This window comes from Mycobacterium sp. SA01, assembly GCF_041287105.1.
Taxonomy (GTDB): Bacteria; Actinomycetota; Actinomycetes; order Mycobacteriales; family Mycobacteriaceae; genus Mycobacterium.
In genome coordinates this window covers 318,355-345,095 of record NZ_JBGGNO010000022.1, presented here as the reverse complement: position 1 = coordinate 345,095, position 26,741 = coordinate 318,355, and the positions used below count along the sequence as shown (strand labels likewise).

Sequence of the window (26,741 nt, the reverse complement as noted above, 5' to 3'; positions counted from 1 at the left end):
GCCCGCCCGGCTAAAACGGTGGCGGACGGTTGCGTTCGGTGACGTAGGCGTCGTTGAGTTTGCGTTCTGCCGTGATGCGGTGGGCGCGCTGCGCGGCCCGGGTTTGTCGTCGGGTGGGCATCATGATGCCGACGGTGGGCGGGGGTTCACCTTTCGGTGGTGGCAGCGTGGCGGTGGTGGTGTTCCAGGTCGGTATCAGCAGGTGGCTGCCGGGCCGGGTGGTGTAGGTGTGTCCGGTGGGTGAGGTCCAGGTGATGGTGGCGTCGGGGTGTTGACGGCTTGACCAGCCGGCCCAGAAGGTTTTGAGCAGGTGGTGTTTTCGGCACGCACAGGCCAGGTTGGATGGGTGGGTGGGCCCGAAGGGCCACGCGATGGTGTGGTCGATGTCGCAATACTCGGCGGGTATGTCGCAATTCGGGAACCGGCATGTCATGTCGCGCAGGCGAATCCACTCGTCCAGAGCGGTGGAGGGCCGGTAGTGCGGTTCCGGAGCATCCGTGGGTCGACGCAGGTGTCGGACCGTGGCGCCGGCGCGGATGAGTCCGGCCAGCAGCGAGGCGGGCACGATGCCCCGGTTGCCGGTCAGCACTGCGCCGCCGGCCCGTGAAGGTTCGGGTTTCACATCGGGTTTCTCGCCGTGCATGACGGGATCCGTTTCGGTGGCAAGCACATCGGCGTCGGCGAGCACGTGCACGACCACGCTGGCTGCGCGGCTGTCCTCGCCGGCGGCGGGGCAGTCCGGGTTGCCACATAGGCACGCCAGCCGGTGGGCTCCGGCGCCCAGTGCGCCCATGGCGTCAGCGCGGCGCTGGGCGATGGTGCGCGGATCGTCCTCGCACACCTCATGCGCCATCTGGGTGAGCCGGCGATCTACTACCGCGGCGTCGGTGAGGCCAAGTCGACCCCAAATCTCGGCCACGCCATCACGAGCGTCGCGGAGGCCGATGCCGATCTCGCGATCGCGGCTGCGGGCCCGCGTCTGACGCACCGCTCCCGGATCGTAGCGATCCACCCAGGAGTCGATCGCGCGCTGCAGCTTCAGCGTCGACAACGTGCCCCAGCCCACCGCGTCGTGGGCGATGGTCTTGTCCACCAACGCCAAGGCCGCTCGGTCCTGGATCAGGTAGGTGCGGTCGGTGATCGCTTCACATACCCGATAGCTCACCGTGCCGGCCAGGAACAGCTCGCCGACCCGCGGCAGCCGATGCCGCAGCGACATCGCCATCAGCATCTCGCTCGACGCCCGACCCGCGGTGACACCCAGTGCCGCCGATACTTCGGCCGTGGCGGAATCCCAGTCATCGCAGGCCCACTGCGCGTGCTCGTCATCGGCGCACCGGCGCGCGACCAATTCGGCGATCGCGGCGAGCCGCCGCGCGGCGTTCTGTGCCTCGATCCGCGCGAAATCGCCGATGGCCTCCACCACCGCCGCATCGCTCGCCGTTCTCAACCCACCATCGAACACATGTTCGAGTATGCCAGCGGGGTATGACACGTCGTTCGCTGCGGACTCAGACGCCTAACCTGAGTCGCATGGCTCATCTGCACGTCGAGAAGACGATCGCCGCACCGCCCGACAAGGTCTTCGCCTGGCTGGCCGACCCGGCCAACTTGAAGACCGCTCCGCTGATCGTCACGGCCGAGTGGGCGCGGGATTCACCGCCTCCGGGTCTGGGCGCAATTCGGACGGGCTTCGCGATCGGCTTGTGGTTTCGCGAGGAGATCGTGGCCTACGATCCGCCGCACAGCTACACCTATCTGATCGTCGGATCGGTTCCCGCGTTCGACCATGAGGGCGGCACGCTGACGTTCACGCCCGAGGGTGCGGGCACTCATGTCGATTGGGTGAGCACCTACACCCACCCCGTTCGTGGCGGCGGCAAGGCGATGGAGGCGCTCACCGCGAAGCTGCTGCCATGGAACTTCTCTGCTGTCCTCGACGCGTGCGCGAAGGCGCTGGAACGCTAGACGGGTTCGGGGACAATGAGTTTGAGAGCAGCGGGCACCGCCGAAATCTCGGCTGGCAGCGGGCAGACGTAGTCGCCGTCGGCGTAGGCGTTGATGCCGGGGGAGTCGACCGTGATTGTGCGGGCCCGGTAGGTGCTCACCTCGTCTAGGTTCACGTGCGTGCCCTTGAACACCGTGGGAAACAACCGAATCAGCTTGGTGCGTGAGGATGCGCGCACGATCGTGATGTCCAGCAGTCCATCCGAGTGATCAGCACCTGGGCAGATGAGCATGCCGCCGCCGTAGCTCCGGGTGTTGCCGAACGCGGCCAACGTCAGATCGGCGACGATCTCGCGCTCGCCGTCGAGCACCAGCCGAAAAGGCAACGGCCGCAACTGGGAAATCTCTGCCACCAGCGCGACGTTGTACCGCATCCGGCCGTGCGGCCAGCTCATCCGGTTCACTCGATCGCTGACCAACGAGTCGAAGCCCGTCGCGGCGACCGTGCCGAACCACGTACTGGACTCGTCGGCACCCTTGATGTGCCCGAGATCGACGGTCTCGGTGTGCCCGGCGGCGATCACGTCGACCGCAGCCACCGGATCTGCCATCGGCAACCGGTACTCGCGGGCATGGTCGTTGCCGGTGCCGGCCGGCACGATGCCGAGCGGAATATCGGTGCGCGCCAACGCCTGGATCGCCAGGCGGATCACACCGTCGCCGCCGATCACCACCAGCGCGTCGGTGTCACGGGTCAGGGCCTCGTCCACCAGCTGACGTGCGTGGGCGGCGTCGCGCCCGACGATTCCGGTCACGTCGATCCCGAGTTCCTGGAAGCGGGCGACCGCCAATTCCCCGGCGTGGGGCGCATTGCCGTGACCGGACTTGGGATTCGTCAGGACCGTGACGCGAGAGATCATGGAATCAGCTTGCCCGGATTCAGGATTCCCGCCGGGTCGACGGCCTGCTTGACCGCCCGCAGCACCTTCGCGCCCAGCTCACCGATCTCCGCGCCCATCCACGGCCGATGGTCCGCGCCGACGGCATGGTGATGGGTGATGGTGCCGCCGGTCCGCGAAATCGCATCAGAGGCAGCGACTTTGGCCGCAAGCCATTGCTGGGCGACGTCGCCGCGCTGGCCCGCGACCACGGTGAAGTAGAGCGACGCGCCGGTGGGATACACATGCGAAATGTGGCACATCACCAACGCCGGTGTCCCGCTTTCGGCGAGGGAAGTTGTCAGCGCCTCGGTGACCGCCGCCTTCAGCGCCGACAGGTTGGACCATGTGGTCGCCGTCTCCAGTGTCTCGCACAAGGCTCCCGCCGCCAGCAGTGAGTCCCGCAGATACGGTGCGTCGAAACGGCCATGCTCCCACGCGCGCGCAGGAGCCTCGCCCAGGGAGGTGCCGCCCTGGGCCTCCAGAACCGCGCGGGTCTCGGCATGCCGGCTCTCGGTGTGTGCTGAGCTCCCTTCGAACAAGGTGATGCCCAGGCAGCCGCCGGTGATGCTCTGCTCACCGATGCTCCCGGTGGTGGCCAGGTTCACGCCGGTCTCGGCTTCATCGGACAACCGCACGACGGTGGGCCCGGTGCCGATCTGGGTGACCGCGCGCAGTGCGGCTGCGCCGGTGGCGAAGTCGGGGAACGACCACGCCTCGTAGCGCACCGTTTCCGGGACGGGATGGACTCGCAGGCGCACCCGCGTGATCACACCGAAGACACCCTCGGAACCGGAGAACAACTCCCGAAGATCGGGTCCGGCCGCGGTTTCCGGCGCCCGGCCGAGGTCGAGAACGCCGACCGGGGTCACCACCGTCAGCCCCCGGATCATGTCGTTGAACCGGCCGTAACCAGCGGAGTCCTGCCCCGAGGACCGGGTCGCGGCGTAACCGCCGATCGTGGCGAACCGGAAGCTCTGCGGAAAGTGCCCGAGCGAGAAACCGTGTTCGCCGAGCAGTCGCTCGGCGTCCGGTCCGGTCACCCCGGCGCCCAGTTCGGCCTGCATCGAGGTCTCGTCCAGCGAGTGCAACGCGTTCAGTCGGCGCAGGTCCAGTGTGATGACGGCGGTGAAGTCGCCGCGGATCGGGTCCAGTCCGCCGACCACGCTGGTGCCGCCGCCGAACGGCACCACGGCGATGCCGTGCGCAGAGCAATAGCGCAGGACGGTGGCGATCTCGTCCTCGCTGCCGGGAAGTAGTACGGCGTCGGGTGCATCCTGGTGGGTTTGCTTGCGGCGCAACAGGTCCAGCGTGGACTTTCCGCCCGCGTACAACAGCCGGCCGTGGTCGTCGGTACGCAGGTAGTCGGCCCCGACAAACTCTGCGAGCGCATCTCGGTGCGCCTCCGGCAACGCCGACGGGCGCACCTCCACCTCATCGATCGAGGGCGCGGGGATCTCGCTCGCGGTCACGCCGAGCGCCTGCTCGAGGAGCGTCTTGATGCCGTCGGAGAGGGGCTTGGCCGCTGCGGGGTCGCCCCAGGCATTCCAGGCCATCGGGGGAACAAGGGTGCGGGCGTCATCACTCATGCGTTACAGTATTACAGATGCTGTCAATCAGTAACGATGAATCGGTGGACATCGGCGACCGGATCATGGCCGCCGCCGCCAGCTGTGTCCGTGACTTCGGGGTCGAGCGGGTCACGCTCGCCGAAATCGCGCGACGAGCCGGTGTCAGCCGACCGACGGTGTATCGCCGCTGGCCAGACACCCGCACCATCGTGGCGTCGCTGCTCACCGAGCGGATCACCGGTACGTGGCGCGCTGTCGCGCCGAGGGCGCCCGGCCGCAGCGGCCTCGTCGAGCGGATTGTCGAGGTGGCCCGTCGCCTACGGGACGACGAACTGATCACCTCGGTGCTGCGATCAGCCCCAGACTTGGCGATGACGTACATCGCCGGGCGGCTGGGCACCAGCCAGCAGATCCTCATCGACCTGCTCGTCGACGCACTGCGGGAAGCCCAGGCCGACGGCAGCGTGCGTGTTGGCGATGTCCGCCAGTTGTCGGCGATGGTCCTGCTTATCAGCCAGTCCGTGATCCAGTCAGCCCAGATCGTCGAACCCATCCTCGACGCCGACGCCCTGAGTGCCGAGCTGTCGCACGCCCTGAACGGATACCTCGCCCCATGAGTGACCTCACCGCCCTCAACGCCAGCCGCCGAATTGCCGACCTGACCGAACTCGGCGACGGCGCCCACGTCGACATCGTCGTGATCGGCGGCGGCATCACCGGGACCGGCATCGCGCTCGACGCCGCCAGCCGCGGCCTGTCCGTGGTGCTGGTCGAAAAGCACGACTTGGCTTTCGGCACCAGCCGGTGGAGTTCCAAGCTCGTGCACGGCGGCCTGCGGTACCTGGCCACCGGCAACGTCGGCATCGCGCGGCGCAGCGCCATCGAGCGCGGCATCCTGATGACCCGTAACGCCCCGCACCTGGTGAGCGCCATGCCGCAGCTCGTTCCGTTGCTGCCGTCGATGGGACGCGGTCAACGGGCCTTGATTCGAACAGGTTTCGTGGCCGGCGATGCGTTGCGGATCTTGGCGGGCACCAAGTCGTCGACTCTGCCTCGATCACGCCGCGTTGGTGCGTCGCAGGCGTTGGAGATGGTCCCGACCATTCGGCGGGAGGGTCTCGACGGCGGACTGTTGGCCTATGACGGTCAGCTGATCGACGATGCCCGGTTGGTGGTCGCCGTGGCGCGCACCGCCGCCCAGAACGGTGCACGGATCTTGACCCGCGTATCGGCGGCGGCCGCCAGCGGCACCTCGGTCCGGTTGGTGGATGAACTCACCGGCGAATCGCTGGATGTGAAGGCCCGCGCGGTGATCAACGCCACGGGAGTATGGGCCGGCGAAGTGGACGCGGCAATCAAGCTGCGGCCGAGCCGGGGAACGCATCTGGTGTTCGACGCCGCCTCGTTCGGTAATCCGACTGCGGCGCTGACGATTCCGATTCCCGGCGAGGTCAACCGATTCGTGTTCGCGATGCCCGAACAACTCGGTCGCGTCTATCTCGGACTGACCGATGAGGATGCGCCGGGCCCGATTCCCGATGTGCCCGAACCGACGCCGGGTGAGATCCGCTTCCTGCTCGACACGGTCAACACCGCGCTCGGGACAGCGTTGACGACCGCGGACGTGAAGGGCTCCTACGCGGGATTGCGTCCGCTGATTGACACGGGCGAGGGCCGGACATCGGATCTATCCCGTGACCACGCTGTCATCGAGTCATCGAACGGTGTGTTCAGTGTCGTCGGTGGCAAGCTCACCGAATACCGGCACATGGCCGAGGACGTCCTCGACCGCGCGCTGGCGGCACGTGCGATGACCGCGCAGCCGTGCCGGACCCGGAACCTGCCGTTGGTGGGAGCTGCCGCCAATCCGGTTGCGACGCTGCGGACGACCAGCGATCTGCCGGGCTCGCTGGTGGCCCGCTACGGCGCGGAATCACCCAATGTCATCGCGTCGGCGCGGTGCAGCAAGCCCACAGACCAGGTAGCCGACGGAATCGACGTCACCCGTGCGGAATTCGAGTTCGCCGTTGCTCACGAGGGCGCGTTGAGTGCCGACGACATCCTCGACCGGCGCACCCGGATCGGCCTGGTGGAGGCCGACCGGAACCGCGCGCTCACCGCCGCGCAGGAGTTCCTGGCCAGCGCCCACTGAGGGCCGCGGCTGACCGACGCATAAACGGACTCGTAAGTGGGCATCCAACGTCCATTGAACGAAGCCGGAGGATGCGCCATGGCAGCGACACCAGCCTTGAAAAAGGCCCTCAACCAGCGGCAGTTACGGATGATCGCGATCGGCGGCGTGATCGGCGCGGGCCTGTTCGTGGGATCCGGTGTGGTGATCGGAGATACCGGACCGGGCGCCTTCATCACCTATGCACTGTCCGGGGTGCTGATCGTCATGGTGATGCGGATGCTGGCCGAAATGGCGGTGGCCAACCCGTCGACGGGCTCGTTCGCCGACTACTCCCGTGACGCTCTGGGGCATTGGGCGGGATTCTCGGTGGGCTGGCTCTACTGGTACTTCTGGGTGATCGTCGTCGGGTTCGAGGCGATTGCCGGCGCCAAGATCATCCAGTACTGGGTGGACGTCCCACTGTGGTTGTGTGCGTTGATCTTCATGGTGCTGATGACGGCGACGAACCTGTTCTCGGTGAAGTCCTACGGCGAGTTCGAGTTCTGGTTCGCCGGTATCAAGGTGGCAGCGATCCTCGCCTTCATCGCCATCGGGGCCTGCTTCGTCTTTGGCTTGTGGCCCAACAAGTCGGTGGACTTCTCGAACCTCACCAGCCACGGCGGTTTCATGCCGATGGGGGCCGGGGTCATCACCGTGGGGATCGTGACGGTGATCTTCTCCATGGTCGGGCCCGAGATCGCCACCATCGCCGCCGCCGAGTCGTCGGATCCCGAGAAAGCCGTTGCCCGAGCGTCCAACTCGGTGGTCATGCGGATCCTGGTGTTCTACGTGCTGGCGGTGTTCCTGGTCGTGGCGATCGTGCCGTGGAACGACGAGAACCTGGCCGCCTCCCCGTTCGTGGCGGCGTTCACCAAGATGGGCATTCCCTACGCCGACCACATCATGAACGCGGTGGTGCTGACAGCGGTGCTGAGTTGCCTCAACTCGGGGATGTACACCGCATCGCGGATGCTGTTCGTGCTGGCCGCCCGCCGCGAAGCTCCCAAGCTTCTGGTGAAGCTGACACCACGCGGTGTGCCGGCCAACGCGATCCTCTTCTCGTCGGTCGTCGGCTTCGCCTGCGTCATCGCCGCTGCGTTCGCCGAGAAGACGATCTTCGCGTTCCTGCTCAACTCCAGTGGCGCGATCATCCTGTTCGTCTATCTGCTGATAGCGGTTTCGCAGATCGTGCTGCGCTACCGCCACCGCGACGCAAAACTACGACTCAAGATGTGGCTGTTCCCGGTGCTGTCCATCCTCACCGTGGTGGCGATGCTGGCCATCCTGGTGCAGATGTACCTGGACGACAAGCTGCGCTCGCAGCTGGTGCTGAGCCTGCTGTCGTGGGGCGTCGTCCTGGTGCTGTACTTCGTCACCCGACGGTTCAACCGCAATCGCCCGCAGGAAGAGCAGCCCGCAGTCGAAGCCGAGGTGGCGCGGACCTGAGCTCGCGCGTGACTCAGTACCGAACGGCACTCTGCACCAGCGGGGGATAGACCGTCGAAGGCTCACCGTCCACCGTGGTCCCGGCGAACTGCAGCATCGAACGCGTCGTCCCGTTCACAGCGGCGGGATAATTCAGTGTCGGTGTGGACACCTCGTCGAGGCGGCGCAGCTGTTCGGCGGTCAATGTCACGTCGACGGCGGCCAGGTTGTCCTCGAGGTGGCTCATCCGCCGCGCGCCGAGGATCGGTACCACCGTGCCGGGTCGCGCTCGCAGCCAGGCCAATGCCACCGCGGCCGACGTGGCGCCGATCTCGTCGGCGACGGCGGTGACCGCGTCGATGACCACGAACTCGTCGTCACTGGGACCGCCGACGTACGCGGCGCGGACCGAATCGTCGACGACCGCGCCGCGACGGTACTTGCCGGACAGGAATCCGTTCTTCAGCGGGCTCCACGGCACCAAGGCCATGCCCTGGTCGAGTGCCAGCGGCGCCAGCTCGCCTTCCACGGTGCGCGCCAGCAGCGAGTACTCCACTTGCAGCGCCACCAGCGGTGTCCAGTCACGCAGCATGGCCATGGTCTGCGCCTGAGCGGTGACCCATGCCGGGGTGTTGGAGAACCCGATGTAGCGAATCGTGCCCGCCCGAACCAGGTCGTCGAGGGTGCGCATGGTCTCTTCGATGGGTGTGTTGCGGTCCCAGTTGTGCAGCCAGTACAGATCGAGATAGTCGGTTTGCATGCGCCGCAGCGTTTCTCGCAGCTGCGCGTGGATGGCGGAACGACCCGCGCCGCCGCCGTTGGGGTCGCCGGGGTGGAGATTGGCGAAGAACTTGGACGCGAGCACGACCCGGTCACGTCGGCCCGAACGGGCGGCGAACCAATCCCCGAGGATCTTTTCCGAGTGTCCGTTGGTGTAGAAGTTCGCGGTGTCGATGAAGTTGCCGCCGCGGTCCAGGTAGGTCTCCAGGATCCGCTCCGACTCCTCGACGCTGGAGCCCGCGCCGCCGGCGTCTTCACCGAAGGTCATCGCACCGAGCGCGAACGGGCTGACCCGCAGCCCGGACCGGCCGAGAGTGACGTAGTGATCGAGTGGCATGAATCGCTCCTTCAAGGTCGTATCTGTCATCTCCCATCAAACCGACCGTCGCAGTTCAGCGGTATATCGATGCGACGCAGTCCTTGCATAATCCGCTCACTATTGATGTGATCGAGCGATGGATCGTCTGTCTGAGCTTCACGCGCTGATCGCGGCACACGCCCAGCCGGATATGCGGACGCCGATCGACGGGCTCCTGCTATCGGTGGAGGCCGCTTCGGAGACGCCGGACTACTCGCTGACAGAGCCGCTCGTCGTGGTGCTGGCACAGGGCGGTAAGCGCCTGCTTCTCGGCGACGACGTCTACGAATACCGCGCGGGTCAATGCCTCGTGGTGACGGCTGATCTCCCAGTCACCGGCCACTTCATCGACACCGGCGACGGTCTGCCGTCGCTCGGGATGGCACTGGTGCTGCGGCCCGCGGTGGTCGCCGAGTTGGTTCTGCAGGCGCCGTTCGTCCGGCGGGTGCGCAACTCGGGAAACGCGGCGATGTCGACCGCCGATGCCGACGAGGAACTGCTGGACGCGGTGGTCCGGCTGGTCCGATTAATCGAGAAGCCATCTGATGCAGGAATTCTCGCGCCGCTGATCGAGCGCGAAATCATCTGGAGATTGCTGACCGGACCCCAAGGCGAGACCGTGCGACAGATCGGCATGGCCGACAGCAATCTGACCTATGTCAGCCGGGCCATCGGATGGATTCGCCAGAACTATGCCGAACCGATGCGCATCGAGGAACTCGCCCAGCTGGCGGGGATGAGCCCCTCGACGTTCCATCGGCACTTCCGTGCAGTTACGGCCATGAGCCCGTTGCAGTTTCAGAAGCGCATTCGGCTGCAGGAAGCGCGCTCCATGCTCGTCACCGCACCCGGCGACATCGCAGGCGTCGGGCATCGCGTCGGATACGACAGCCCGTCGCAATTCACCCGCGAGTACCGCCGACTCTTCGGCGCACCGCCGGGACAGGACGCCCTGCGGTTGCGGCAGAGCGCTTAGCTACAGCGGGATGTTCTTGTGGCGCCCGCGCCGGGCGGGTGCCTCGGCGAGCGCCTGCGTCAGCTTGCTGCGAGTGTGCGCCGGATCGATCTTCTCGTCGACCACGCCGATCTCGACCGCACTGTCCACGCCGCCGGCGATCCGCTCATGCTCGGCCGCCAATTCCTCGTGCAACGCTTCGCGTTCGTGATCCGGGGTGGCGGCCAGCTTCTTCTTGTGCAGGATGCCGACAGCGGCCTTGGCGCCCATGACCGCGACCTCGGCGTCCGGCCAGGCGAACACCTTGGTGGCGCCCAGCGAGCGCGAGTTCATCGCAATGTAGGCCCCGCCGTAGATCTTTCGCGTCACCAGCGTGACCCGGGGAACTGTTGCCTCACCGAAGGCGTGCAGCAGCTTCGCGCCGCGGCGGACCACGCCACCCCACTCCTGGTCCACACCGGGCAGGTAGCCGGGCACGTCGACCACCACGACCAGCGGGATGCCGAAGGCATCGCACAGCCGGACGAAACGCGCTGACTTCTCGGCGCTTTCGGAGTTCAGGCAGCCACCGAGGCGCAGCGGGTTGTTGGCGATGACGCCGACGGTGCGGCCCGACAACCGGCCCAGGCCGACGACGATCGACGGTGCCCACTTGCCCTGGAATTCTTCGAACGGGGTGTCCGCATCGAGCAGTGCCTCGACGAGCGGGTGCACGTCGTAGGCGCGGCGGGCCGATTCGGGCAGCAGCGCGTGCAGGTCGGTGTCACCGGCCTCGGCCTTGCTGCGGTCGAAATGTCCCTGCTGGGAAAACAATCCGACCAACCGGCGACCGCGCTCGTAGGCGTCGAGTTCGGAGTCGGCGACGATGTGGCACACGCCGGACTTCTTGTGGTGGGTGTCGGGGCCGCCGAGGGAGGCCATGTCGACATCCTCGCCGGTCACGCTGCGCACCACGTCGGGGCCGGTGACGAACACCCGGCCCTCCTGGGCCATGATGACGATGTCGGTCAGGGCGGGGCCGTAGGCCGCGCCGCCCGCGGCAAAGCCGACCACGACCGAAATCTGGGGGATGTAGCCCGAGGCGCGGATCATGGCTTCGAAGACCAGGCCCACCGCGTGCAGCGCTTTGACGCCCTCGGCCAGTCGCGCACCGCCGGAGTGCCAGATGCCCACGATCGGGCTCTGCTCCTCGATGGCGGTGTCGTAGGCGGTGACGATGTGCTGGCAGCCCTCCACGCCCATGGCGCCACCCATGACGGTGCCGTCGGTGCAGAAGGCGATCGTGCGCACACCGTTGACGGTTCCGGCCGCGGCCAGCACACCGGAGCGGTCACGCTCGTGCAGCAGCTGCACGCTGCCGTCGTCGAAGAACGTGGACAGCCGCAGCAGCGGGTCGCGAGGGTCGAGGGATTCGCCGACCGTCTCAGGGGCCATGATCGTCATCTAAACCTCCATAGTGCGCGGATGTCGGTCAACGCTTGTCGAGAGTCACTGGATTTCAGTACTTCCCGAAGGCGATCGCGACGTTGTGACCACCGAATCCGAACGAGTTGTTGATCGCGTACTGGTAGTTGCCTGGCCGGGGTTCACCAGCCACCACGTCCAGATCGATCTCCGGATCGAGGTTCCGCAGGTTGAGCGTGGGCGGCACGACGCCGTCCCGCAGCGCCAACACGGTGAGGATCGACTCCACCGCGCCGACGGCGCCCACCGAGTGGCCCAGCGCCGATTTGGGCGCGTAGACGGCCGGCCGGTGCTTGCCGAGCGCATTGTTGATCGCCTTGCCTTCCGCGACGTCACCCACCTGGGTGCCTGTCGCATGGGCGTTGATGTGATCGATGTCGGACGGCTCGAGACCCGCGAGCTGGATTGCCCGGGTGATCGCGTGTCCCGCCTGCTCACCGTTCGGGTCGGGCGCCACGATGTGGTAGCCGTCCGAGGTGATGCCTGCCCCCATGATGCGCGCGAGGATGTTGGCCCCGCGGGCCTTGGCGTGCTCCTCGGTCTCGATGACCAGGAGCGCACCGCCCTCACCGAAGACGAACCCGTTGCGGTCCTTGTCGAACGGGCGGCATGCGCCGGCCGGGTCGTCGTTGGTGGTGGACAAGACAATTCGCATTTGAGCGAAGCCGGCGATCGGCACGGCCTCGATCTTGGTCTCGACGCCACCGCACACCGCGATGTCGGCTTCGCCGAGAACGATCTGTCGCCATGCCTGGGCGATTCCCTCGGACCCCGACGCACAGGCCGAGACCGGGGTGATGACCCCGGCCTTGGCCTTGAGTTCGAGGCCGACGGCCGCGGCGGCCGCGTTCGGCATGTACATCTGGACCGCAAGCGGCGACACCGCTTTGAGGCCTTTGGCGCGCATCCCGTCATAGGCGAACACCAATTCCTCGGTGGATCCCATGCCGGTGCCGATCGACACCATCAGCCGCTTCGGATCCACCTCGGGTGAACCGGCGTTCTGCCACACGCGCCGACTGAGCACCGTGGACATCTTCTGCAGATAGGACAGCCGACGAAGTTCGACGCGAGTCAGCTCACCGTCGAACTCCTCGACCAGATGCCCCCCGATGCGGACAGGCAGGTCGTACTTCTCGACGAATTCGTCATTGAGAAGCCGGATCCCGCTCTGCCCGTCCAACAGCCGCTTCCACGTGCTGTCGGCATCGGATGCCAGGGCGGTCGTCATCGCAACACCGGTGACGACCACGTTGGGGAAACCGTTCCCCGTTGACAAACGCGTCAACCCTGCCATTGCTTCTGCTAATCCTTTCCCCCCGGATCGGTGTCAGTACCGCCCGAAGGCGAGCGCGACGTTATGCCCTCCGAATCCGAACGAGTTGTTGATCGCATACTGGTAGTCGCCGTAACGCGGTTCTCCCGCAACGACATCCAGGTCGACCTCCGGATCCGGCGTTTCGTAGTTCAGCGTCGGCGGGATGACGCCGTCGCGCAGGCTCAGCACCGTGAGAGCCGATTCCAAGGCGCCGACGGCGCCGATGGAATGGCCGAGCGCTGACTTCGGCGCGTAGACGGCGGCATGCTCGCACCCGGCGACCCGGATAGCAGTCGCCTCGGCGGTGTCACCGATCGGGGTGGCCGTTCCGTGTGCGTTGATGTGGTCGATGTCCTTGGGGGACAAGCCCGCCGTCTCCATCGCCCGCTTCATCGCGGCGCCTGCGCGCAGACCGTCCGGTGACGGAGCCACCATGTGGAAGGCATCCGAGGTGATGCCCGCACCCATGAGCCGGGCCAGCGGCTTGGCGCCACGGGCTTTGGCGTGCTCCTCGGTCTCGATGATCATCATGCAGCCGGCTTCGCCGAAGACGAATCCGTCGCGATCCTTGTCGAACGGGCGCGACGCACCTTGGGGATCATCGTTGCGCGTCGACATGGCGCGCATCATCGAGAACGCAGCGATCGGCAGCGCCTCGATGGTGCCCTCGACACCGCCGACGACCGCGAAGTCCGCGTCGCCCATGACGATCTGCCGCCACCCGTGAGCGATGGCCTCCGACCCGGACGAGCACGCCGACACCGGGGTGATGACCCCGGCGCGGGCGCCCAGTTCCAGGCCGGCGACCGCGGCCGCACCGTTCGGCATGACCATCTGAACGGCCAGCGGCGAAACCTTGCGGATTCCACCCTCGTTCATCGCGTCGTAGGTCTCGACGATCTTCTCGCCGCCACCGAGGCCCGTGCCGATGACCACCGTGAAGCGGTCCGGGTCGACCTCGGGCTTACCCGAGTTCTCCCACAGCCGTCGGGATAGCACCAGAGACATGCGTTGCACGTAGGAATTGCGACGCAGTTCGACACGGGTGAGGTGGCTGTCCATGTCCTCGACGAGGTGGCCGCCGATACGAACCGGCAAGTCCCACTTGTCGACGAAGTCGTCGGTGAGCTCGCGAATACCGCTGTCGCCTGCCAACAAGCCCTTCCACGTGCTCTCGATATCCGTGGCGAGCGCCGTGGTGGCCTCGACGGCGGTCACGACAACGCTAGGGAAACCGCCGTTAGCAGTGGAAGGCCTGCTCATTCGCCCGCGAACTTCTCGCGCAGGGCGGCAGCAGCCTCCGGGTTCTCTTCCTCGAGCTTCTGGATGTAGGAGACGACGTCACCGACGGTGCGCAGACCGGCGAGGTCTTCGTCGGGGATCTTCACGCCGTACTTGTCCTCGGTCTGAACGGCGATCTCCACCATCGACAGCGAGTCGATGTCCAGGTCGTCGACGAACGACTTCTCCGGGGTGACCTCAGACGGCTCGATGCCGGTCACTTCTTCGATGATCTCGGCGAGACCGGCGATGATTTCATCCTGAGAGGCGGGCACTGTGGCTCCTTCGTAATCGGTTGTGCTACTTGGATTCTTGATTTGGTTTGTTACTTCGTAACGGGCTTGCTATGCGGTTGTCCCGGACGGGGGGTTAGAGCTCGGTGAGTCCGTCCAGGTCTGCGGGGGTCTTGATCGCACGGTTGGCGACTCCCCGAAGTTCTCGTTTGGCGATTCCGGCCAGAGTGCCCGCGGGCGGGAACTCGACGATCGCTGAGCCCTCTGCGTTCTCAAAGAGCCGGCGCATGGTGTCGGTGCACAGATCCCAGCGCACCGGGCGGGTGAGCTGCGCGACGAGCTTCTCCATCGCGTCTTGCGCAGACGCTACCGGCTGACCGTCGGCATTGCTCAGCAGCGTGGTGGTGGGCTCGTTGGTGGCGACCTCGGCGGCCGCGGCGGCGTAGCCATCGAGCGCGGACGCCATGTAGTGGGTGTGGAACGCGCCTGCGGTGGCCAGCTGGCGTACGCGCGCCTTGGCCGGCGGATCCTCGGCCAGCTTCTCCAAGGCCGCGACGGCGCCGGCGGCCACGATCTGTCCTGCGGCGTTGCGGTTGGCGGGGATCAGGTCGAGCGCCTCCAGGCGGGCCAATACCTCGGCCTCGTCGCCGCCCAGGATCGCGGACATGCCGGTCGGCTCGACGGCGCAGGCCTTGGCCATCTCGGACCCGCGGACGGCGGCCAGCTTGACCGCGTCGTCGGGTGAGATGACGCCGGCGATCGCGTATGCCGCGATCTCGCCGACGGAGTGACCGGCGACGACGGTCGTGCGCCCGGCCAGCGCGCCGCGCTTGGTCAGCTCGGCATTGGCAAGCAGGGTCGCCGCGACGACCAGCGGTTGAGTGACCGCGGTGTCGGTGATCTCGTCAGCAGTTGCGGTGGTGCCCAGGCGGGCAAGGTCGAGACCGGCGATGTCCGACCAGGTCTTGATCTGATCGGCCGCGCCGGGCAGCTCCAGCCAGGGCTCGAGCATGCCGGGGGTCTGCGAGCCCTGTCCGGGCGCCAGCAATGCGATCACGGGTTCATGAGGCACTCTTTAAGAGAACACTGTGAAACCGGATCTGCACGGTGTAAGAGAATATGAACCTCGTCTTAGGTTTTTGTGGAGGTCCCACAAAAGTGCATGTGATGCGACGTCCCCGATACCTTGCCGCGATCTACGGCCCTTATCAGACGTTGCCCGCACTTCCGACCAACGGCGCTGTGAGTTGTGCGACAGAACTGTTTGCCGTGGTGTTGGGGGGCGCTGGATAGCCCAGCCGTCCCACTGTGGACGCCACCCGCAGGACGTACGCGTCGCGGGGCACGGTGGGATCGCGGCCGGTGAAGTCGGCGATCCGCTTGAGTCGGTAGCGGACCGTGTTTGGATGAACGAACAATTTTCTGGCGCAAGCTTCGATCGCGCCGCCGCTGTCGAGGTAGGCGTCGAGGGTCTCCGACAGCGCCGGCCCGGCGTCGGCGAGGGGTCGCATGATCTCGGTGTGGAGCGCGGCGACGGCCGAGGAGTCACCGAGAAGGGCTCGCTCAGGCAGCAATTCGCGGGCCAGTACCGGACGCGGCGCGCCGGTCCACCCGACGACGGCGTTCATCCCGGATATCGCCTCGCGGGCGCTGTGGTAGGCCGCGGAGAGCATCGGCGCGGTCGGCCCGATCACCACCGGGCTGTCGGAGTAGGCGTTGATCAGGTCCTTGAAGAATTTGTCGGTGGGTCCGAGCGGGCCGGAGATGATGCCGATCAGCCAGGTGCCGTGCACGTCGGCCAGGGCCGCCCGATTGTGCCGGGCGGCGATCTCGCGGACGTCTTCGCTGGCCAGCTCCTCCCGTCCGGGTGGCGGGGTGCCGACCACCACCGTCGCCGGCGCGGTGGTGTCCCAGTTCAGCGCAGCCGCCCGGGACAGCAGTTCCTGGCCGGTGTCACCGCGGACGACGGCGTCGACGACGCTGGCCTCCATTCGGCTGTCCCAGGACCCGCGGGCCTCGGCGGCGTCGGCGTAGGAGGCTGCCGCGGCGAACGCGAGGTCGCGGCTGTATCGCAGGATGCCGACCGCCAGGGCGGTGCGCTGCTCGTCGTTGCGGCCCAGCGCGGGGACGGCGACCTCGAAGTACTGCATGCTGACGCGGACCATGTCGACGGTCTGGGCCAGCGCGATCCGGCGGGTCAGGTCCTGCGGGACGAGGGCGAACGCGTCAGCGGTGTAGCCCACATTGCTCAGCGGGTCGCGGATCCACTCGGCGAAGTTGACCACCGCGGTCTGGAGTACCAACTGGACGCTGGCGCGCTGGGAGGCTTCCAGCTCGCCGAAGAACGGCAGATGCTCGTGCATGGCCTGCACGGCCTGGGTGGCCAGTCGACCGGAGTACTGCTTGAGCCGGCGCAGCGTCGAATCCGGCACGTTCTCGAGCAGCTCCAGAGCCGACGGCGGCAGGGGCTCCACGAGCGGGTTGTCATTCACCCCTAAAAGCTACGCCGATTTTCTGGATGTTCCCACCAAATGTGCTGGTGTGCGGCGCGGACTAGGCGCTGCCGGTGTCCACGAACGAGACCTCCGCGGCCATCACGTCGTCGATCCGGTACTCCCGGGCCGCGGCGATCGCGACCGACGGGTCGATCTCGCCGTCACGGGCCAGCGCCTCGAGCACCGCCACCACCACTGATTCGGCGTCGGTGTTGAAGTACCGGCGGGCGGCAGGCCGGGTGTCGGAGAAGCCGAACCCGTCGGTGCCCAGCGTGACGTAGGTGTTGGGCACCCACGGTCGGATCTGCTCCGGCACCGCGCGCATCCAGTCCGAGACCGCGACAGCGGGGCCCGCGGTATCAGCCAGCGCCTGCGTCACGTACGGCGTGCGCGCCGTCCGGTCCGGGTGGCGGAGCAGCTCCTTCTCGACCGCGACACCGTCGCGGTTGAGTTCACCCCAACTCGTCACCGACCAGACGTCGGCCGCGACATCCCAGCGCTCGGAGAGCATGTCAGCGGCCCGCAGGGCCTCGGGCATCGCCACTCCGGAGGCCAGGATCTGCGCGACGTTGGATCGGGACTGTTGCGCTGCCCGGTACCGGTACATGCCGCGCAACAGGCCCTCGGGGTCGAAGTGCTCCGGCTCTGCGGGCTGGGCGTACGGCTCGTTGTAGATCGTCATGTAGAAGTAGACGTTCTCCGGGTCCTCGCCGTACATCCTCGCCAGGCCGCTCTCCACGATGTAGGCGATCTCGTAGGCGAACGCCGGGTCGTAGGCCACCACGGCGGGGTTGGTCGAGGCCAGCAGCAGCGAGTGCCCGTCGGCGTGCTGAAGACCTTCGCCGGTCAGCGTGGTGCGTCCGGCGGTTGCGCCGAGCACGAATCCGCGGGCCATCTGATCGGCGGCCGCCCACAGCCCGTCGCCGGTGCGCTGGAACCCGAACATCGAGTAGAAGATGTAGATCGGGATCATCGGCTCGTTGTGGGTGGAGTACGAGGTGCCGACCGCGGTGAACGACGCCGTCGAGCCGGCTTCGTTGATGCCCTCGTGCAGGATCTGACCGACTTCACTTTCCTTGTAGGCCAGCATCAGCTCGGCGTCGACGGCGGTGTACAGCTGGCCGTTGCGGTTGTAGATCTTCAGGCTCGGGAACCAGGAGTCCATGCCGAAGGTGCGCGCCTCGTCGGGAATGATCGGGACGATTCGGTGCCCGATCTCCTTGTCCCGCAACAGCTCTTTGAACGTGCGCACGGTGGCCATGGTGGTCGCCACCTGCTGCTGGCCGGACCCCTTCTTCAGCGCCTTGTACACGTCGCGCGGCGGCAGGGTCAGCACCTTGGCCTTGGTGCGGCGTTCGGGCAGGAAGCCGCCGAGGGCGCGGCGCCGGTCGATGAGGTAGCGGATCTCCGGCGCCTCGGGGCCTGGGTGGTAGTACGGCGGCAGGTACGGGTTCTCTTCGAGCTGCTCGTCCGACACCGGAATGCGGATGGCGTCGCGGAAGTCCCGAAGATCTTGCAGTGCAAGCTTTTTCATCTGGTGGGTGGCGTTGCGGCCCTGGAAGTGGGCGCCCAGCGAGTAACCCTTGATGGTCTTGGCCAGAATCACCGTGGGCTGGCCCTTGTGCTCCATCGCCGCCCGATATGCGGCGTAGACCTTGCGGTAGTCGTGGCCGCCGCGCTTGAGGTTCCAGATCTCGTTGTCGCTCATATCGGCCACCAGCGCCTTGGTCCGCGGGTCGCGGCCGAAGAAGTGGTCGCGCACGTAGGCGCCGTCGTTGGCCTTATAGGTCTGGTAGTCGCCGTCGGGCGTGGTGTTCATCAGGTTCACCAGCGCGCCGTCCTTGTCGGCGTGCAGCAGCGCATCCCACTCGCGGCCCCACACCACCTTGATGACGTTCCAGCCGGCGCCGCGGAAGAAGGACTCCAGCTCCTGGATGATCTTGCCGTTGCCGCGCACCGGTCCGTCGAGGCGCTGCAGGTTGCAGTTCACCACGAAGGTCAGGTTGTCCAGACCCTCGTTGGCGGCGACCTGGATCAGGCCGCGGCTCTCCGGCTCATCCATCTCGCCGTCGCCGAGGAACGCCCACACGTGCTGATCGGAGGTGTCCTTGATGCCACGGTCAGCCAGGTAGTGGTTGAACCTCGCCTGATAAATGGCGTTCATCGGGCCCAGGCCCATCGACACCGTCGGGAACTCCCAGAAGTCGGGCATCAGCCGCGGGTGCGGGTAGGACGGTAACCCGCCGCCGGGGTGGCTGTGTTCCTGACGGAAGCCATCGAGCTGGTCGGCGGTGAGCCGGCCCTCGAGGAAGGCGCGGGCGTAGATGCCGGGGGAGGCGTGGCCCTGGATGAAGATCTGGTCGCCGCCGCCCGGATGGGCCTTACCGCGGAAGAAGTGGTTGAAGCCGACCTCGTAAAGCGCTGCCGATGAGGCATAGGTGGAGATGTGTCCGCCCACGCCGACGCCGGGGCGCTGCGCGCGGTGCACCATGATCGCGGCGTTCCACCGGATCCAGGCACGGTAGCGGCGCTCGACGTCCTCGTCGCCGGGGAACCAGGGCTCCAGCTCGGTGGGAATGGTGTTGACGTAGTCGGTTGAGGTCAACGCGGGGATGGCGACCCGCTGCTCACCGGCGCGCTCGAGCAATCGGAGCATCAGGTAGCGCGCGCGGGCCGGGCCCGAACGGGCAAGCAGGTCGTCGAACGACTCCAGCCATTCCGAGGTCTCCTCGGCGTCGATATCGGGCAGATATGACGCGACGCCTTCGCGGATCACCCGTACTCGATCGGAATCGCTTGGGCTGCTTGAGTTTTGGGCCAGATCGTGGCGCGCGAACTCGGTGGTCAACTTCAGCTCCTTAGTAGCTGGCGCAGGTTTTGCGCCCTCTGCCTCCTATCGTGCCGCAATCGAGGCAGTACCGACGAGTAGTCAACCCAGGGGTTGGTGAATTCTTCGCAGTGCGCCGAGCACAGCTTGCACCCGGTAACCTGCCGGGGTGCTGATCAGACATGCGCGCGAGCTCCGGATCGGCGGGCTGCTGGTTGGCAGTGCGGCGGCCGTGCTGGCCGGCGTGGTGGGCTGCACCAGCGTGACCGGCGGTCAGCCGTCGGCCAACGGGCGCGACGCCCCGGCTTTCCGGACCTCGATGTCGGTGTCGGTCTCGGAGTCGGCCGCCTCGTCCAGTGCCCGAGAATCCGAACGGCAGGCCTCGCTGACCACCCAGGCCATGCACGACACCTGCGAGACGCTGTCCACCTCCAGCGCCGACGCGATCGACGCGGTCAACGCCTACGTGAGCGCCTTCAACCAGGCCACTCCCGACATCGCCGCGACCGAAGGCCCGGCGGTCGACGCGCTGAACAAGAGCGCAGACGCCGTCGCCGCCAGCGTCACCGACGCGATCCCGGCCGAGCTGAAGGCCGCGTTCAAGGATTGGGTCGACGGCGCACATGCCACTGCCAGCGCAATTACCGGACACGCGGGTCCGTCAGAGTTCAACACGACCATCCAGAGCCTCAACGACACCAGGTCGAACGCGTTGAGCTTGTGCGACGCGACGTATTGATTCCCACCGCACGGCGAGTAATCGTGGCGGTCGTGCGACGATAGGGCCTAGACAGCCGACCCAGATATCTAGGAGGTTCCGACCGTGGTCGCGGAGGGTGGCCCCCCGAACTACGCCCAGAAGCTGGGCATCGAGAAAGACCAGGTCGTGCAGGAGCTGGGCTGGGACGAGGACACCGACGACGACATCAGGCTCGACGTCGAGGACGCCAGCGGCGGGGAATTGCTCGACGAGGATGCCGACGAGGTGGTCGACGTGGTCCTGCTGTGGTGGCGGGATGGCGACGGTGACCTGGTGGATCGGCTGATGGATGCGATCGCGCCGCTGGCCGACGACGGCATCATCTGGGTGGTGACGCCCAAGACCGGCAAGCCCGGCCATGTGCAGCCCGCGGAGATCGCCGAATCGGCGCCCACCGCGGGATTGATGCAGACCTCGTCGGCCAACCTGGGGGACTGGATCGCCAGCCGGCTGGTGCAGCCGAAGTCGAAGGCGGCCGGGAGGCACTCGTGACAGTTGGGGTCGGATCCGATGCCCCTGACTTCACGCTCAAAGACCAGAACGGTCAACCCGTCACGCTCAGTGACTTCCGCGGCGCGAAGAACGTGCTGCTGGTGTTCTTCCCGTTGGCTTTCACCGGCATCTGCCAGGGAGAGCTCGACTACGTTCGCGACCATCTGGACGAGTTCGCCAACGGCGACACCGCCACACTGACGATCTCCGTCGGCCCGCCGCCGACGCACAAGGTCTGGGCGATGCAGAGCCGTTTCTCCTTCCCGGTGCTCTCCGACTTCTGGCCGCACGGTGCGGTGGCGCAGGCGTATGGGGTGTTCAACGCCGCCGCCGGCTTCGCCAATCGGGGCACGTTCGCGATCGACCGCGAGGGTGTCATCCGGTTCGCCGACTGCAAGGAACCCGGCGAAGCGCGCGATCCATCGGTTTGGACGCAGGCGCTGGCCGCCGTGTAACCTGCCCGGGCACGGGCGCGTAGCTCAGTGGTAGAGCTCTGGTTTTACACACCAGCGGTCGGCGGTTCGATACCGTCCGCGCCCACCAACATTTTCCGTAGCATCCGCATCATGCGGCTCGACCACGTCGTCCTGTGGACCAAACACATCGCGACGGCCATGGATTTCTACACGCGCGTCGTCGGGCTCGAGCCGGTTCGCTTCGATGAGTTCCGCAGCGGCGAGGCGCCATTCCCGAGTGTGCGGATCTCAGCCGACTCGATCATCGATCTGTCGCCGGACCACGGCGGCGCCGAACATCGGGTGAACCATGTGTGCCTGGCGATGACCAAAGCCGAGTACGACGCGCTCATCGACCGCCTGCAGGCGGAAGGGATCGACACCAGTGACCGGCTGGCGCCGACGTTCGGTGCCCGCGGCTGGGGACCGGAAGGCATGTACTTCCCCGACCCGGACGGCAACGTCATCGAGGCCCGCTATTACGACGACTAGGTGTTCAGGACACCGAAGTTCGTGCGTATACGGTTGCGGTCGGGGAAAGGAGAGCGGACGCATGTGGATAGGTTCGAGGACTGCCGCCGGTGTAGGCGCGGTCGTGGCGCTGGTGGCGTTGTCAGCCGGCTGTAGCAGCAACTCGAGTTCGCCGCCGCACACCTCGGGCTCATCGAACGCCTCGGCGAGTACCACCGCGGCGCCGACTCCGGGACAGCCCGTTGATTACACGAAACTCCTGATCAAGCCGACCGACATCGAGGCGCCGATGACGTTCACCGCCGCGCCGCCTGTTTCGAACCCGGACGGCCGGCCCGGGGCCGCAATCACGTTCAGCGGTCCGGAGAATTCGCGGGTCATCACCGACACCGTCTTGGTCTTTCCGGATCCTGCCGCCGCCGCCAACGCGCTCGACGCTGCCAAGAACGCACTCGGCAGTTCGGTGAACGGGACGCCCAAACCCGTGGATGTCGGCACTGGAGGCATGAAAGTCGAGGGGAATTCACCCGACAAGTCCAAGGGGAAGACGGTGTTGCTCTTCACCGAGGGCAGAGCCTTCGTCACGATCGACTTCGACGCGCCCGCCGAGTTGTTCCCGCCCCCGGAATTCGTCACTCAGCTCGGGCAAAAACAAGCTGCCGCCATCAAGAACGGCCTTTAGCGGTCCGAAATACGTTGGGTCGGAAGCTCTCCGATGAGTTCGTCGAGGAAATGCCCGGCTTCGGTTCCGGCCCGATCGGCGTCCTGCTCGGCAATGGCCTCGATCAATGCGGCGTGGCCGACATCCGGGTCCATCGCGCTGGTGATGGCAACACTGTCGGTGACTGCTTCGGTCAGTCCCCGGTACAACTCGATGAGTACCGCGTTGTGTGATGCGCGGACGACCGCGAAATGCAACTGCGCGTCGGCCCGGGAGAATTCGGCCCGGTCGGCGCCGCCGTGCAGAGCGTCACGGCGGGCGAGCAATTCCTCAAGCTCGGCGAGGTCGTCGTCGGTGCGGGCAGCGGCGGCCAGTCGCGCCCCCTCCACCTCGAGGCACCGGCGCACCTGCAGTACCTCACGCAGTTTCGACCCGTACATCCGGCTCAGGGCGCCGGAGATCTCACTGGTGGCCCGTACGTAGGTCCCGTCGCCCCGACGGACTTCGAGGATGCCGCTATGGGCCAGCGCACGGACTGCTTCCCGCACGGTATTGCGCCCGACGCCGAGCGCCGTCGCCAAGTTCGGCTCGGTGGGGATCCGCGTTCCGACCGGCCATTCACCGGTTGTGATCGACTGCCGCAGCTGGTCGATGGCATGGTCGACCAGCCCGGCGGGGCGCGCGGCGGCTAACGGCATCAAAACCCTTTTCATCCGATCATGGGATGTATGACACGATAGCGCGGTGAGCCGCTACGAGCACGACCTGAGCCTCGAACTGGACGGCGCTTGCGAAGTGCCTCCCGTCGGGCGGGTCGTCGGCGGCGCGGTCCTGATCGTCGCGGTCGTTCTCACCGCGCTCAATCTGCGCCCCGCGGTCACCAGCATCGGGCCGGTGCTCGGCGACATGCAGCGCGCGCTCGGTGCGTCGGCGGTCTGGGCCGGCGTGCTGACCACACTGCCCGGATTGTGCTTTGCCGGAGCAGGATTGGCGTCCGCGGCGCTGTCCCGCCGGTTCGGCCTCGGCCGATCCATCAGCCTGGCCCTGGCCACGCTGATCGTCGGACTGTTGGTCCGCGTGCTCGACGGGCCGTACGTGGTGATCGGCGGAACCCTGGTCGCGACCGCGGGAATCGCCGTCATCAACGTGCTGATCCCGGTGGTGATCAAGACGTCGTTCCCCGCCCGGCTCGGGCTGATGACCGGCATCTACACCGCGGCCCTGCAGGGCGGCGGCGCGCTGGGTTCCGCCGTCACCCCACCGCTGGAGAACATCTCCGGCGGATGGCGCCCGGCGTTGGGCGCGTGGGCCGTGCTGGCCGTCGTGGCGTTGGTGGTGTGGCTGATCGCCGCGCGCCGGGTCGAGAGTCCCGCTGACTCCACCGATTCCGGTGGCCGCCGGTCACTGATCCGCAATCCCTTGGCCTGGACCGTGACGCTGTTCTTCGGAACGCAATCGCTACTGGCCTACATCATGATGGGCTGGTTGCCCGAAGTGTTCATCGACAATGGGGTGAGCAAGTCCTCGGCGGGTCTGCTCGTCGGGCTGCTCTCGGTGATCGCAGTGCCGATCAGCCTCGTCCTGGCGCCGATGGCGGCGCGTGCCACCCACCAGAGCGGCTGGATCGCCGGTCTCGGGGCGTGTGGTTTCGCCGGTGTCGTCGGAATGTTGATCGCTCCGGACTTCAGTCCGCTGCTGTGGAGCGTGCTGATCGGCATCGGCATGAGCGTGTTCTCGTTGGCCCTGACCGTGATTGGATTGCGCGCGCGTACCCCCGAGGACACCGTGGCGCTGTCGTCGATGGCGCAGGGCTTCGGCTATCTGCTGGCCGGCATCGGCCCGTTCCTGTTCGGCACGCTGCATGATCTGACCGGTGGCTGGACGGTGCCGTGGATCATGGTGCTCGGTGTGTATGTGGTGCAGATGGTCATGGGTGCGCTGGCCGGTCGCAACCGCTACGTCTGAGGAGATGTGCAGTGCTGTCGACGGACTGGTCCCACGCGATGGGACTCGACGTGCCGATCGTCAACGCCCCGATGGGCGGCGCCGCCGGTGGCGCCCTGGCGGCGGCAGTGTCCACCGCCGGCGGCCTCGGCATGATCGGGATGGGAAGCTCGGCGACTGCCGAGAAGCTCTCGGCGGAACTACCGCATGTGTCGAACATCAACCGGCCCTTCGGTATTGGCTTGGTCGACTGGGTGACGACCGGCCAGCCGGACCTGCTCGACACCGCGCTGGCCGCCCGCCCTTCGCTGCTGTGCATCAGCTTCGGTGACCGGTGGGAGTGGGTGAGCCGTGCGCATGAGGTCGGCGTGCTCGCCGCAACCCAGGTTCCCGACCTGCTCACCGCGCAGCGCGCCGCCGATGCCGGCGTCGACGTGGTGATCGCCCGCGGTAGCGAGGGCGGCGGACATGGCCGGCCCCTCATCGGCACGTTGCCATTGCTCACCGAACTTCTCGACCACCTCACGGTTCCGGTGCTGGCGGCCGGCGGGATCTCGTCGGGCCGCGGGGTGGCTGCGGTGCTGGCAGCTGGTGCGTCGGCGGCCTGGCTCGGGACCGCCTTCACGGCGTGCACCGAGTCGCTGCTGTCCGACGCGACGCGTGCCCAGCTGTTGGCAGCGAACGGGACCGACACCGTCACCACCCGCGTTTTCGACGTCGCGCTGGGCTACGCGTGGCCGCCTTCGCTTCCAGAACGTGTGTTGCGCAACGCCTTCAGCGATCGGTGGGACGGCGACGAAGGCTCACTCGACGCCGAAGCGGCCGCGGAACTGGCCCAGGCCATCGCTGCCGAGGACTTCACCCGGTCGCCGATCAATGCCGGCCAGGGCGTCGGGGCGCTGACCGCGGTCCGGACTGCCGCCGACGTGATCGGCCAGCTCGGTAGCGAAGCGGCCGAGTTGCTGTCGCGCTGGGCTATGCCGGATTGAACGCCTGGCGGGGGATGGTCAGCGGCAGGTCGACGGAGCTGACCAGACCCGGCTCCGCCTCGACGACATAGGGGATGGCGTTGACCACCCGCATCGCGGTGGCCACCATTGCGCCGGCTCCCGAGGTCATCGATTCGATACCGGCCTTCTTGCGGTCCCGCAGTGTCACGTCGAACGTGCAGTCGATGTCCGGCGTTCCGGTGATCACCACGCGATAGCCCAGCGCGTTCGGCAGTGTCGGCCAGTGCGGCGCGACGTCGGGAGCCAGCCGCGTGACATGCTCGATGACGATCGCGTCCCTGCCGTCGACAATGCCGATCGCCTGCATGCGCAGCGCGCCGCAGGTACCCGCCTCGACGGTGCCCATGGCCACCTCCAGCGTCCGCTCCGTCACCGCGCGGTCGAATGTCTCACGCACCGACTGCAATTCAACGCCGAGCGCGTCGGCGACCATGCGGAGCTGGCCGTGCCATTCGCCTGCGATCGCGCCGGGGAAACTGATCCACGGTTGATACTCCAGCGGCCTGCCGAAGCCCAGCGCATCGCTCATGATGTCCGGCACGCCGTAGTCGTCGTACAGCCCGATCTCGTAGGAATGGATCTTCTCGATCCGCGATGACTGGGTCGAGAGCACGAGCGGAAGGTAGTCGGCGGCGAAGCCGGGCTCGATGCCGGACGCGTAGAGCGTCACCTGCCCCTGCTTGGCCGCGGCGGCGATCTGGTCGCGCCATTCGGCCGGCTCGTAGGCGTGCGGGTTGACCAGCCGGGTGGTGCTGGTCGTGACGACATTGATGCCCGCGCCGAGCAGCTTCACGTAATCAGGGATCGCCAACGCGTCACGCTCCGGCCCGCTGGCGGCATACACGACACAGTCCGGCTTGAGCGCGATCAACGCGTCGGCGTCGGTGGTGACCGCCAGGCCGATCGGCTCGCCGTTGGCCAGCTCGCCGGCATCGCGACCGTCCTTCTCCGCGGAGTGCACCCAGACGCCGACCAGGTCGAGGTTGGGGCGCTCCTGAATGGCACGGATCGCGATAGACCCGATACCGCCGGTGGACCACACGACCACCCGATAGCTGCCACCAGCCATGACTGCCTCCGCAAACCTAACCTTTGATCCGGAACGTAACAGTCGCTCGTCGGCATGGTCAAGGAACCGGGCAAAGCGAAGCAGGGAGGAACAAAGTTTAGGTTATGGTGGCGC

Annotated in this window: 24 protein-coding genes, 1 tRNA gene and 1 pseudogene; 13 read left to right on the top strand and 13 right to left on the bottom strand. The window is 66.9% G+C overall.

Going from position 1 to position 26,741, the window contains the following annotated elements:
- Window positions 1-10: 10 nt before the first annotated feature.
- Window positions 11-1,450, bottom strand: coding sequence for a DUF222 domain-containing protein (locus AB4879_RS27750; protein WP_370510131.1), 1,440 nt, complete (start codon window positions 1,448-1,450; stop codon window positions 11-13).
- An 83-nt stretch (window positions 1,451-1,533) separates the two neighbouring features.
- On the opposite strand from AB4879_RS27750, the gene AB4879_RS27745 reads away from it, so the two are divergent.
- A complete protein-coding gene (locus AB4879_RS27745; RefSeq protein WP_370510130.1) occupies window positions 1,534-1,968 on the top strand; it encodes an SRPBCC family protein in 435 nt (144 codons plus the stop codon).
- Here AB4879_RS27745 and AB4879_RS27740 read toward each other — a convergent pair.
- Window positions 1,965-2,867: a diacylglycerol kinase gene (locus tag AB4879_RS27740; RefSeq protein ID WP_370510129.1), complete on the bottom strand. Its 903-nt coding sequence runs from the start codon at window positions 2,865-2,867 to the stop codon at window positions 1,965-1,967. The two genes, AB4879_RS27745 and AB4879_RS27740, sit on opposite strands and share 4 nt — an antisense overlap.
- Window positions 2,864-4,441 (bottom strand): FAD-binding oxidoreductase, encoded by a 1,578-nt coding sequence (locus tag AB4879_RS27735; protein ID WP_370510254.1) that lies wholly within the window; start codon window positions 4,439-4,441, stop codon window positions 2,864-2,866. Before AB4879_RS27735 ends, AB4879_RS27740 begins: the two co-directional genes overlap by 4 nt.
- Before the next feature lie 50 nt (window positions 4,442-4,491).
- Here AB4879_RS27735 and AB4879_RS27730 point away from each other — a divergent pair, with 50 nt between their 5' ends.
- The 3 genes and pseudogenes from AB4879_RS27730 to AB4879_RS27720 all read left to right on the top strand — a co-directional run.
- Window positions 4,492-5,073: a TetR/AcrR family transcriptional regulator gene (locus AB4879_RS27730; protein WP_370510128.1), complete on the top strand. Its 582-nt coding sequence runs from the start codon at window positions 4,492-4,494 to the stop codon at window positions 5,071-5,073.
- Entirely contained in the window at window positions 5,070-6,608 is a 1,539-nt protein-coding gene (locus AB4879_RS27725) for a glycerol-3-phosphate dehydrogenase/oxidase (protein WP_370510127.1), read from the top strand. The genes AB4879_RS27730 and AB4879_RS27725 overlap by 4 nt, the downstream gene beginning before the upstream one ends.
- A 78-nt stretch (window positions 6,609-6,686) precedes the next feature.
- A pseudogene (locus AB4879_RS27720) lies at window positions 6,687-8,039 on the top strand (amino acid permease); the annotation flags it as partial.
- 49 nt (window positions 8,040-8,088) lie between these two features.
- On the opposite strand, the gene AB4879_RS27715 reads toward AB4879_RS27720, so the two are convergent.
- Window positions 8,089-9,171 carry an aldo/keto reductase gene (locus AB4879_RS27715; protein ID WP_370510126.1) on the bottom strand — a complete coding sequence of 361 codons (1,083 nt, stop codon included), beginning with the start codon at window positions 9,169-9,171 and terminating at the stop codon, window positions 8,089-8,091.
- A gap of 118 nt (window positions 9,172-9,289) precedes the next feature.
- Here AB4879_RS27715 and AB4879_RS27710 point away from each other — a divergent pair, with 118 nt between their 5' ends.
- Window positions 9,290-10,168 carry an AraC family transcriptional regulator N-terminal domain-containing protein gene (locus AB4879_RS27710; protein WP_370510125.1) on the top strand — a complete coding sequence of 293 codons (879 nt, stop codon included), beginning with the start codon at window positions 9,290-9,292 and terminating at the stop codon, window positions 10,166-10,168.
- On the opposite strand, the gene AB4879_RS27705 is transcribed toward AB4879_RS27710, so the two are convergent.
- The 7 genes from AB4879_RS27705 to aceE form a co-directional block, all read right to left on the bottom strand.
- On the bottom strand, window positions 10,169-11,590 hold the full coding sequence (locus tag AB4879_RS27705; RefSeq protein WP_102805536.1) for an acyl-CoA carboxylase subunit beta: 1,422 nt from the start codon (window positions 11,588-11,590) through the stop codon (window positions 10,169-10,171).
- A gap of 55 nt (window positions 11,591-11,645) precedes the next feature.
- On the bottom strand, window positions 11,646-12,908 hold the full coding sequence (gene kasB / locus AB4879_RS27700; RefSeq protein WP_286145611.1) for a 3-oxoacyl-ACP synthase KasB: 1,263 nt from the start codon (window positions 12,906-12,908) through the stop codon (window positions 11,646-11,648).
- Between the two features lie 33 nt (window positions 12,909-12,941).
- Complete coding sequence (gene kasA / locus AB4879_RS27695) at window positions 12,942-14,192, bottom strand: 3-oxoacyl-ACP synthase KasA (RefSeq protein ID WP_102805535.1); 1,251 nt, start codon at window positions 14,190-14,192, stop codon at window positions 12,942-12,944.
- A complete protein-coding gene (gene acpM / locus AB4879_RS27690; protein ID WP_005144687.1) occupies window positions 14,189-14,485 on the bottom strand; it encodes a meromycolate extension acyl carrier protein AcpM in 297 nt (98 codons plus the stop codon). The genes kasA and acpM overlap by 4 nt, the downstream gene beginning before the upstream one ends.
- A 94-nt stretch (window positions 14,486-14,579) precedes the next feature.
- Window positions 14,580-15,500, bottom strand: a complete 921-nt coding sequence (locus AB4879_RS27685) for an ACP S-malonyltransferase (RefSeq protein ID WP_370510253.1) — start codon at window positions 15,498-15,500, stop codon at window positions 14,580-14,582.
- A 151-nt stretch (window positions 15,501-15,651) separates the two neighbouring features.
- Window positions 15,652-16,935: a PucR family transcriptional regulator gene (locus AB4879_RS27680; RefSeq protein ID WP_370510124.1), complete on the bottom strand. Its 1,284-nt coding sequence runs from the start codon at window positions 16,933-16,935 to the stop codon at window positions 15,652-15,654.
- 61 nt (window positions 16,936-16,996) lie between these two features.
- Window positions 16,997-19,786 carry a pyruvate dehydrogenase (acetyl-transferring), homodimeric type gene (aceE, locus tag AB4879_RS27675; RefSeq protein ID WP_370510123.1) on the bottom strand — a complete coding sequence of 930 codons (2,790 nt, stop codon included), beginning with the start codon at window positions 19,784-19,786 and terminating at the stop codon, window positions 16,997-16,999.
- Window positions 19,787-19,934: 148 nt separating this feature from the next.
- On the opposite strand from aceE, the gene AB4879_RS27670 reads away from it, so the two are divergent.
- From AB4879_RS27670 to AB4879_RS27645, 6 genes are all read left to right on the top strand, one after another.
- Window positions 19,935-20,504, top strand: coding sequence for a hypothetical protein (locus tag AB4879_RS27670; protein WP_370510122.1), 570 nt, complete (start codon window positions 19,935-19,937; stop codon window positions 20,502-20,504).
- A gap of 84 nt (window positions 20,505-20,588) precedes the next feature.
- Complete coding sequence (locus tag AB4879_RS27665) at window positions 20,589-21,017, top strand: DUF3052 domain-containing protein (protein WP_083121930.1); 429 nt, start codon at window positions 20,589-20,591, stop codon at window positions 21,015-21,017.
- Window positions 21,014-21,472: a peroxiredoxin gene (locus tag AB4879_RS27660; RefSeq protein ID WP_370510121.1), complete on the top strand. Its 459-nt coding sequence runs from the start codon at window positions 21,014-21,016 to the stop codon at window positions 21,470-21,472. Before AB4879_RS27665 ends, AB4879_RS27660 begins: the two co-directional genes overlap by 4 nt.
- 13 nt (window positions 21,473-21,485) lie before the next feature.
- A tRNA-Val gene (locus tag AB4879_RS27655) sits at window positions 21,486-21,560 on the top strand.
- Between the two features lie 23 nt (window positions 21,561-21,583).
- Window positions 21,584-21,964 carry a VOC family protein gene (locus tag AB4879_RS27650; RefSeq protein WP_370510120.1) on the top strand — a complete coding sequence of 127 codons (381 nt, stop codon included), beginning with the start codon at window positions 21,584-21,586 and terminating at the stop codon, window positions 21,962-21,964.
- Between the two features lie 61 nt (window positions 21,965-22,025).
- A complete protein-coding gene (locus AB4879_RS27645; protein ID WP_370510119.1) occupies window positions 22,026-22,625 on the top strand; it encodes a hypothetical protein in 600 nt (199 codons plus the stop codon).
- Here AB4879_RS27645 and AB4879_RS27640 read toward each other — a convergent pair.
- Window positions 22,622-23,302, bottom strand: coding sequence for a FadR/GntR family transcriptional regulator (locus AB4879_RS27640; protein ID WP_370510118.1), 681 nt, complete (start codon window positions 23,300-23,302; stop codon window positions 22,622-22,624). The two genes, AB4879_RS27645 and AB4879_RS27640, sit on opposite strands and share 4 nt — an antisense overlap.
- A gap of 67 nt (window positions 23,303-23,369) precedes the next feature.
- Between AB4879_RS27640 and AB4879_RS27635 the strand changes: the two genes are divergently transcribed.
- Together AB4879_RS27635 and AB4879_RS27630 are read left to right on the top strand one after the other, a co-directional pair.
- On the top strand, window positions 23,370-24,569 hold the full coding sequence (locus AB4879_RS27635; RefSeq protein WP_370510252.1) for a CynX/NimT family MFS transporter: 1,200 nt from the start codon (window positions 23,370-23,372) through the stop codon (window positions 24,567-24,569).
- 38 nt (window positions 24,570-24,607) lie between these two features.
- Window positions 24,608-25,537 carry an NAD(P)H-dependent flavin oxidoreductase gene (locus tag AB4879_RS27630; RefSeq protein ID WP_370510251.1) on the top strand — a complete coding sequence of 310 codons (930 nt, stop codon included), beginning with the start codon at window positions 24,608-24,610 and terminating at the stop codon, window positions 25,535-25,537.
- Here AB4879_RS27630 and AB4879_RS27625 read toward each other — a convergent pair.
- Window positions 25,524-26,627 (bottom strand): dihydrodipicolinate reductase, encoded by a 1,104-nt coding sequence (locus tag AB4879_RS27625; RefSeq protein WP_370510117.1) that lies wholly within the window; start codon window positions 26,625-26,627, stop codon window positions 25,524-25,526. The genes AB4879_RS27630 and AB4879_RS27625 overlap by 14 nt on opposite strands.
- Window positions 26,628-26,741: the final 114 nt, after the last annotated feature.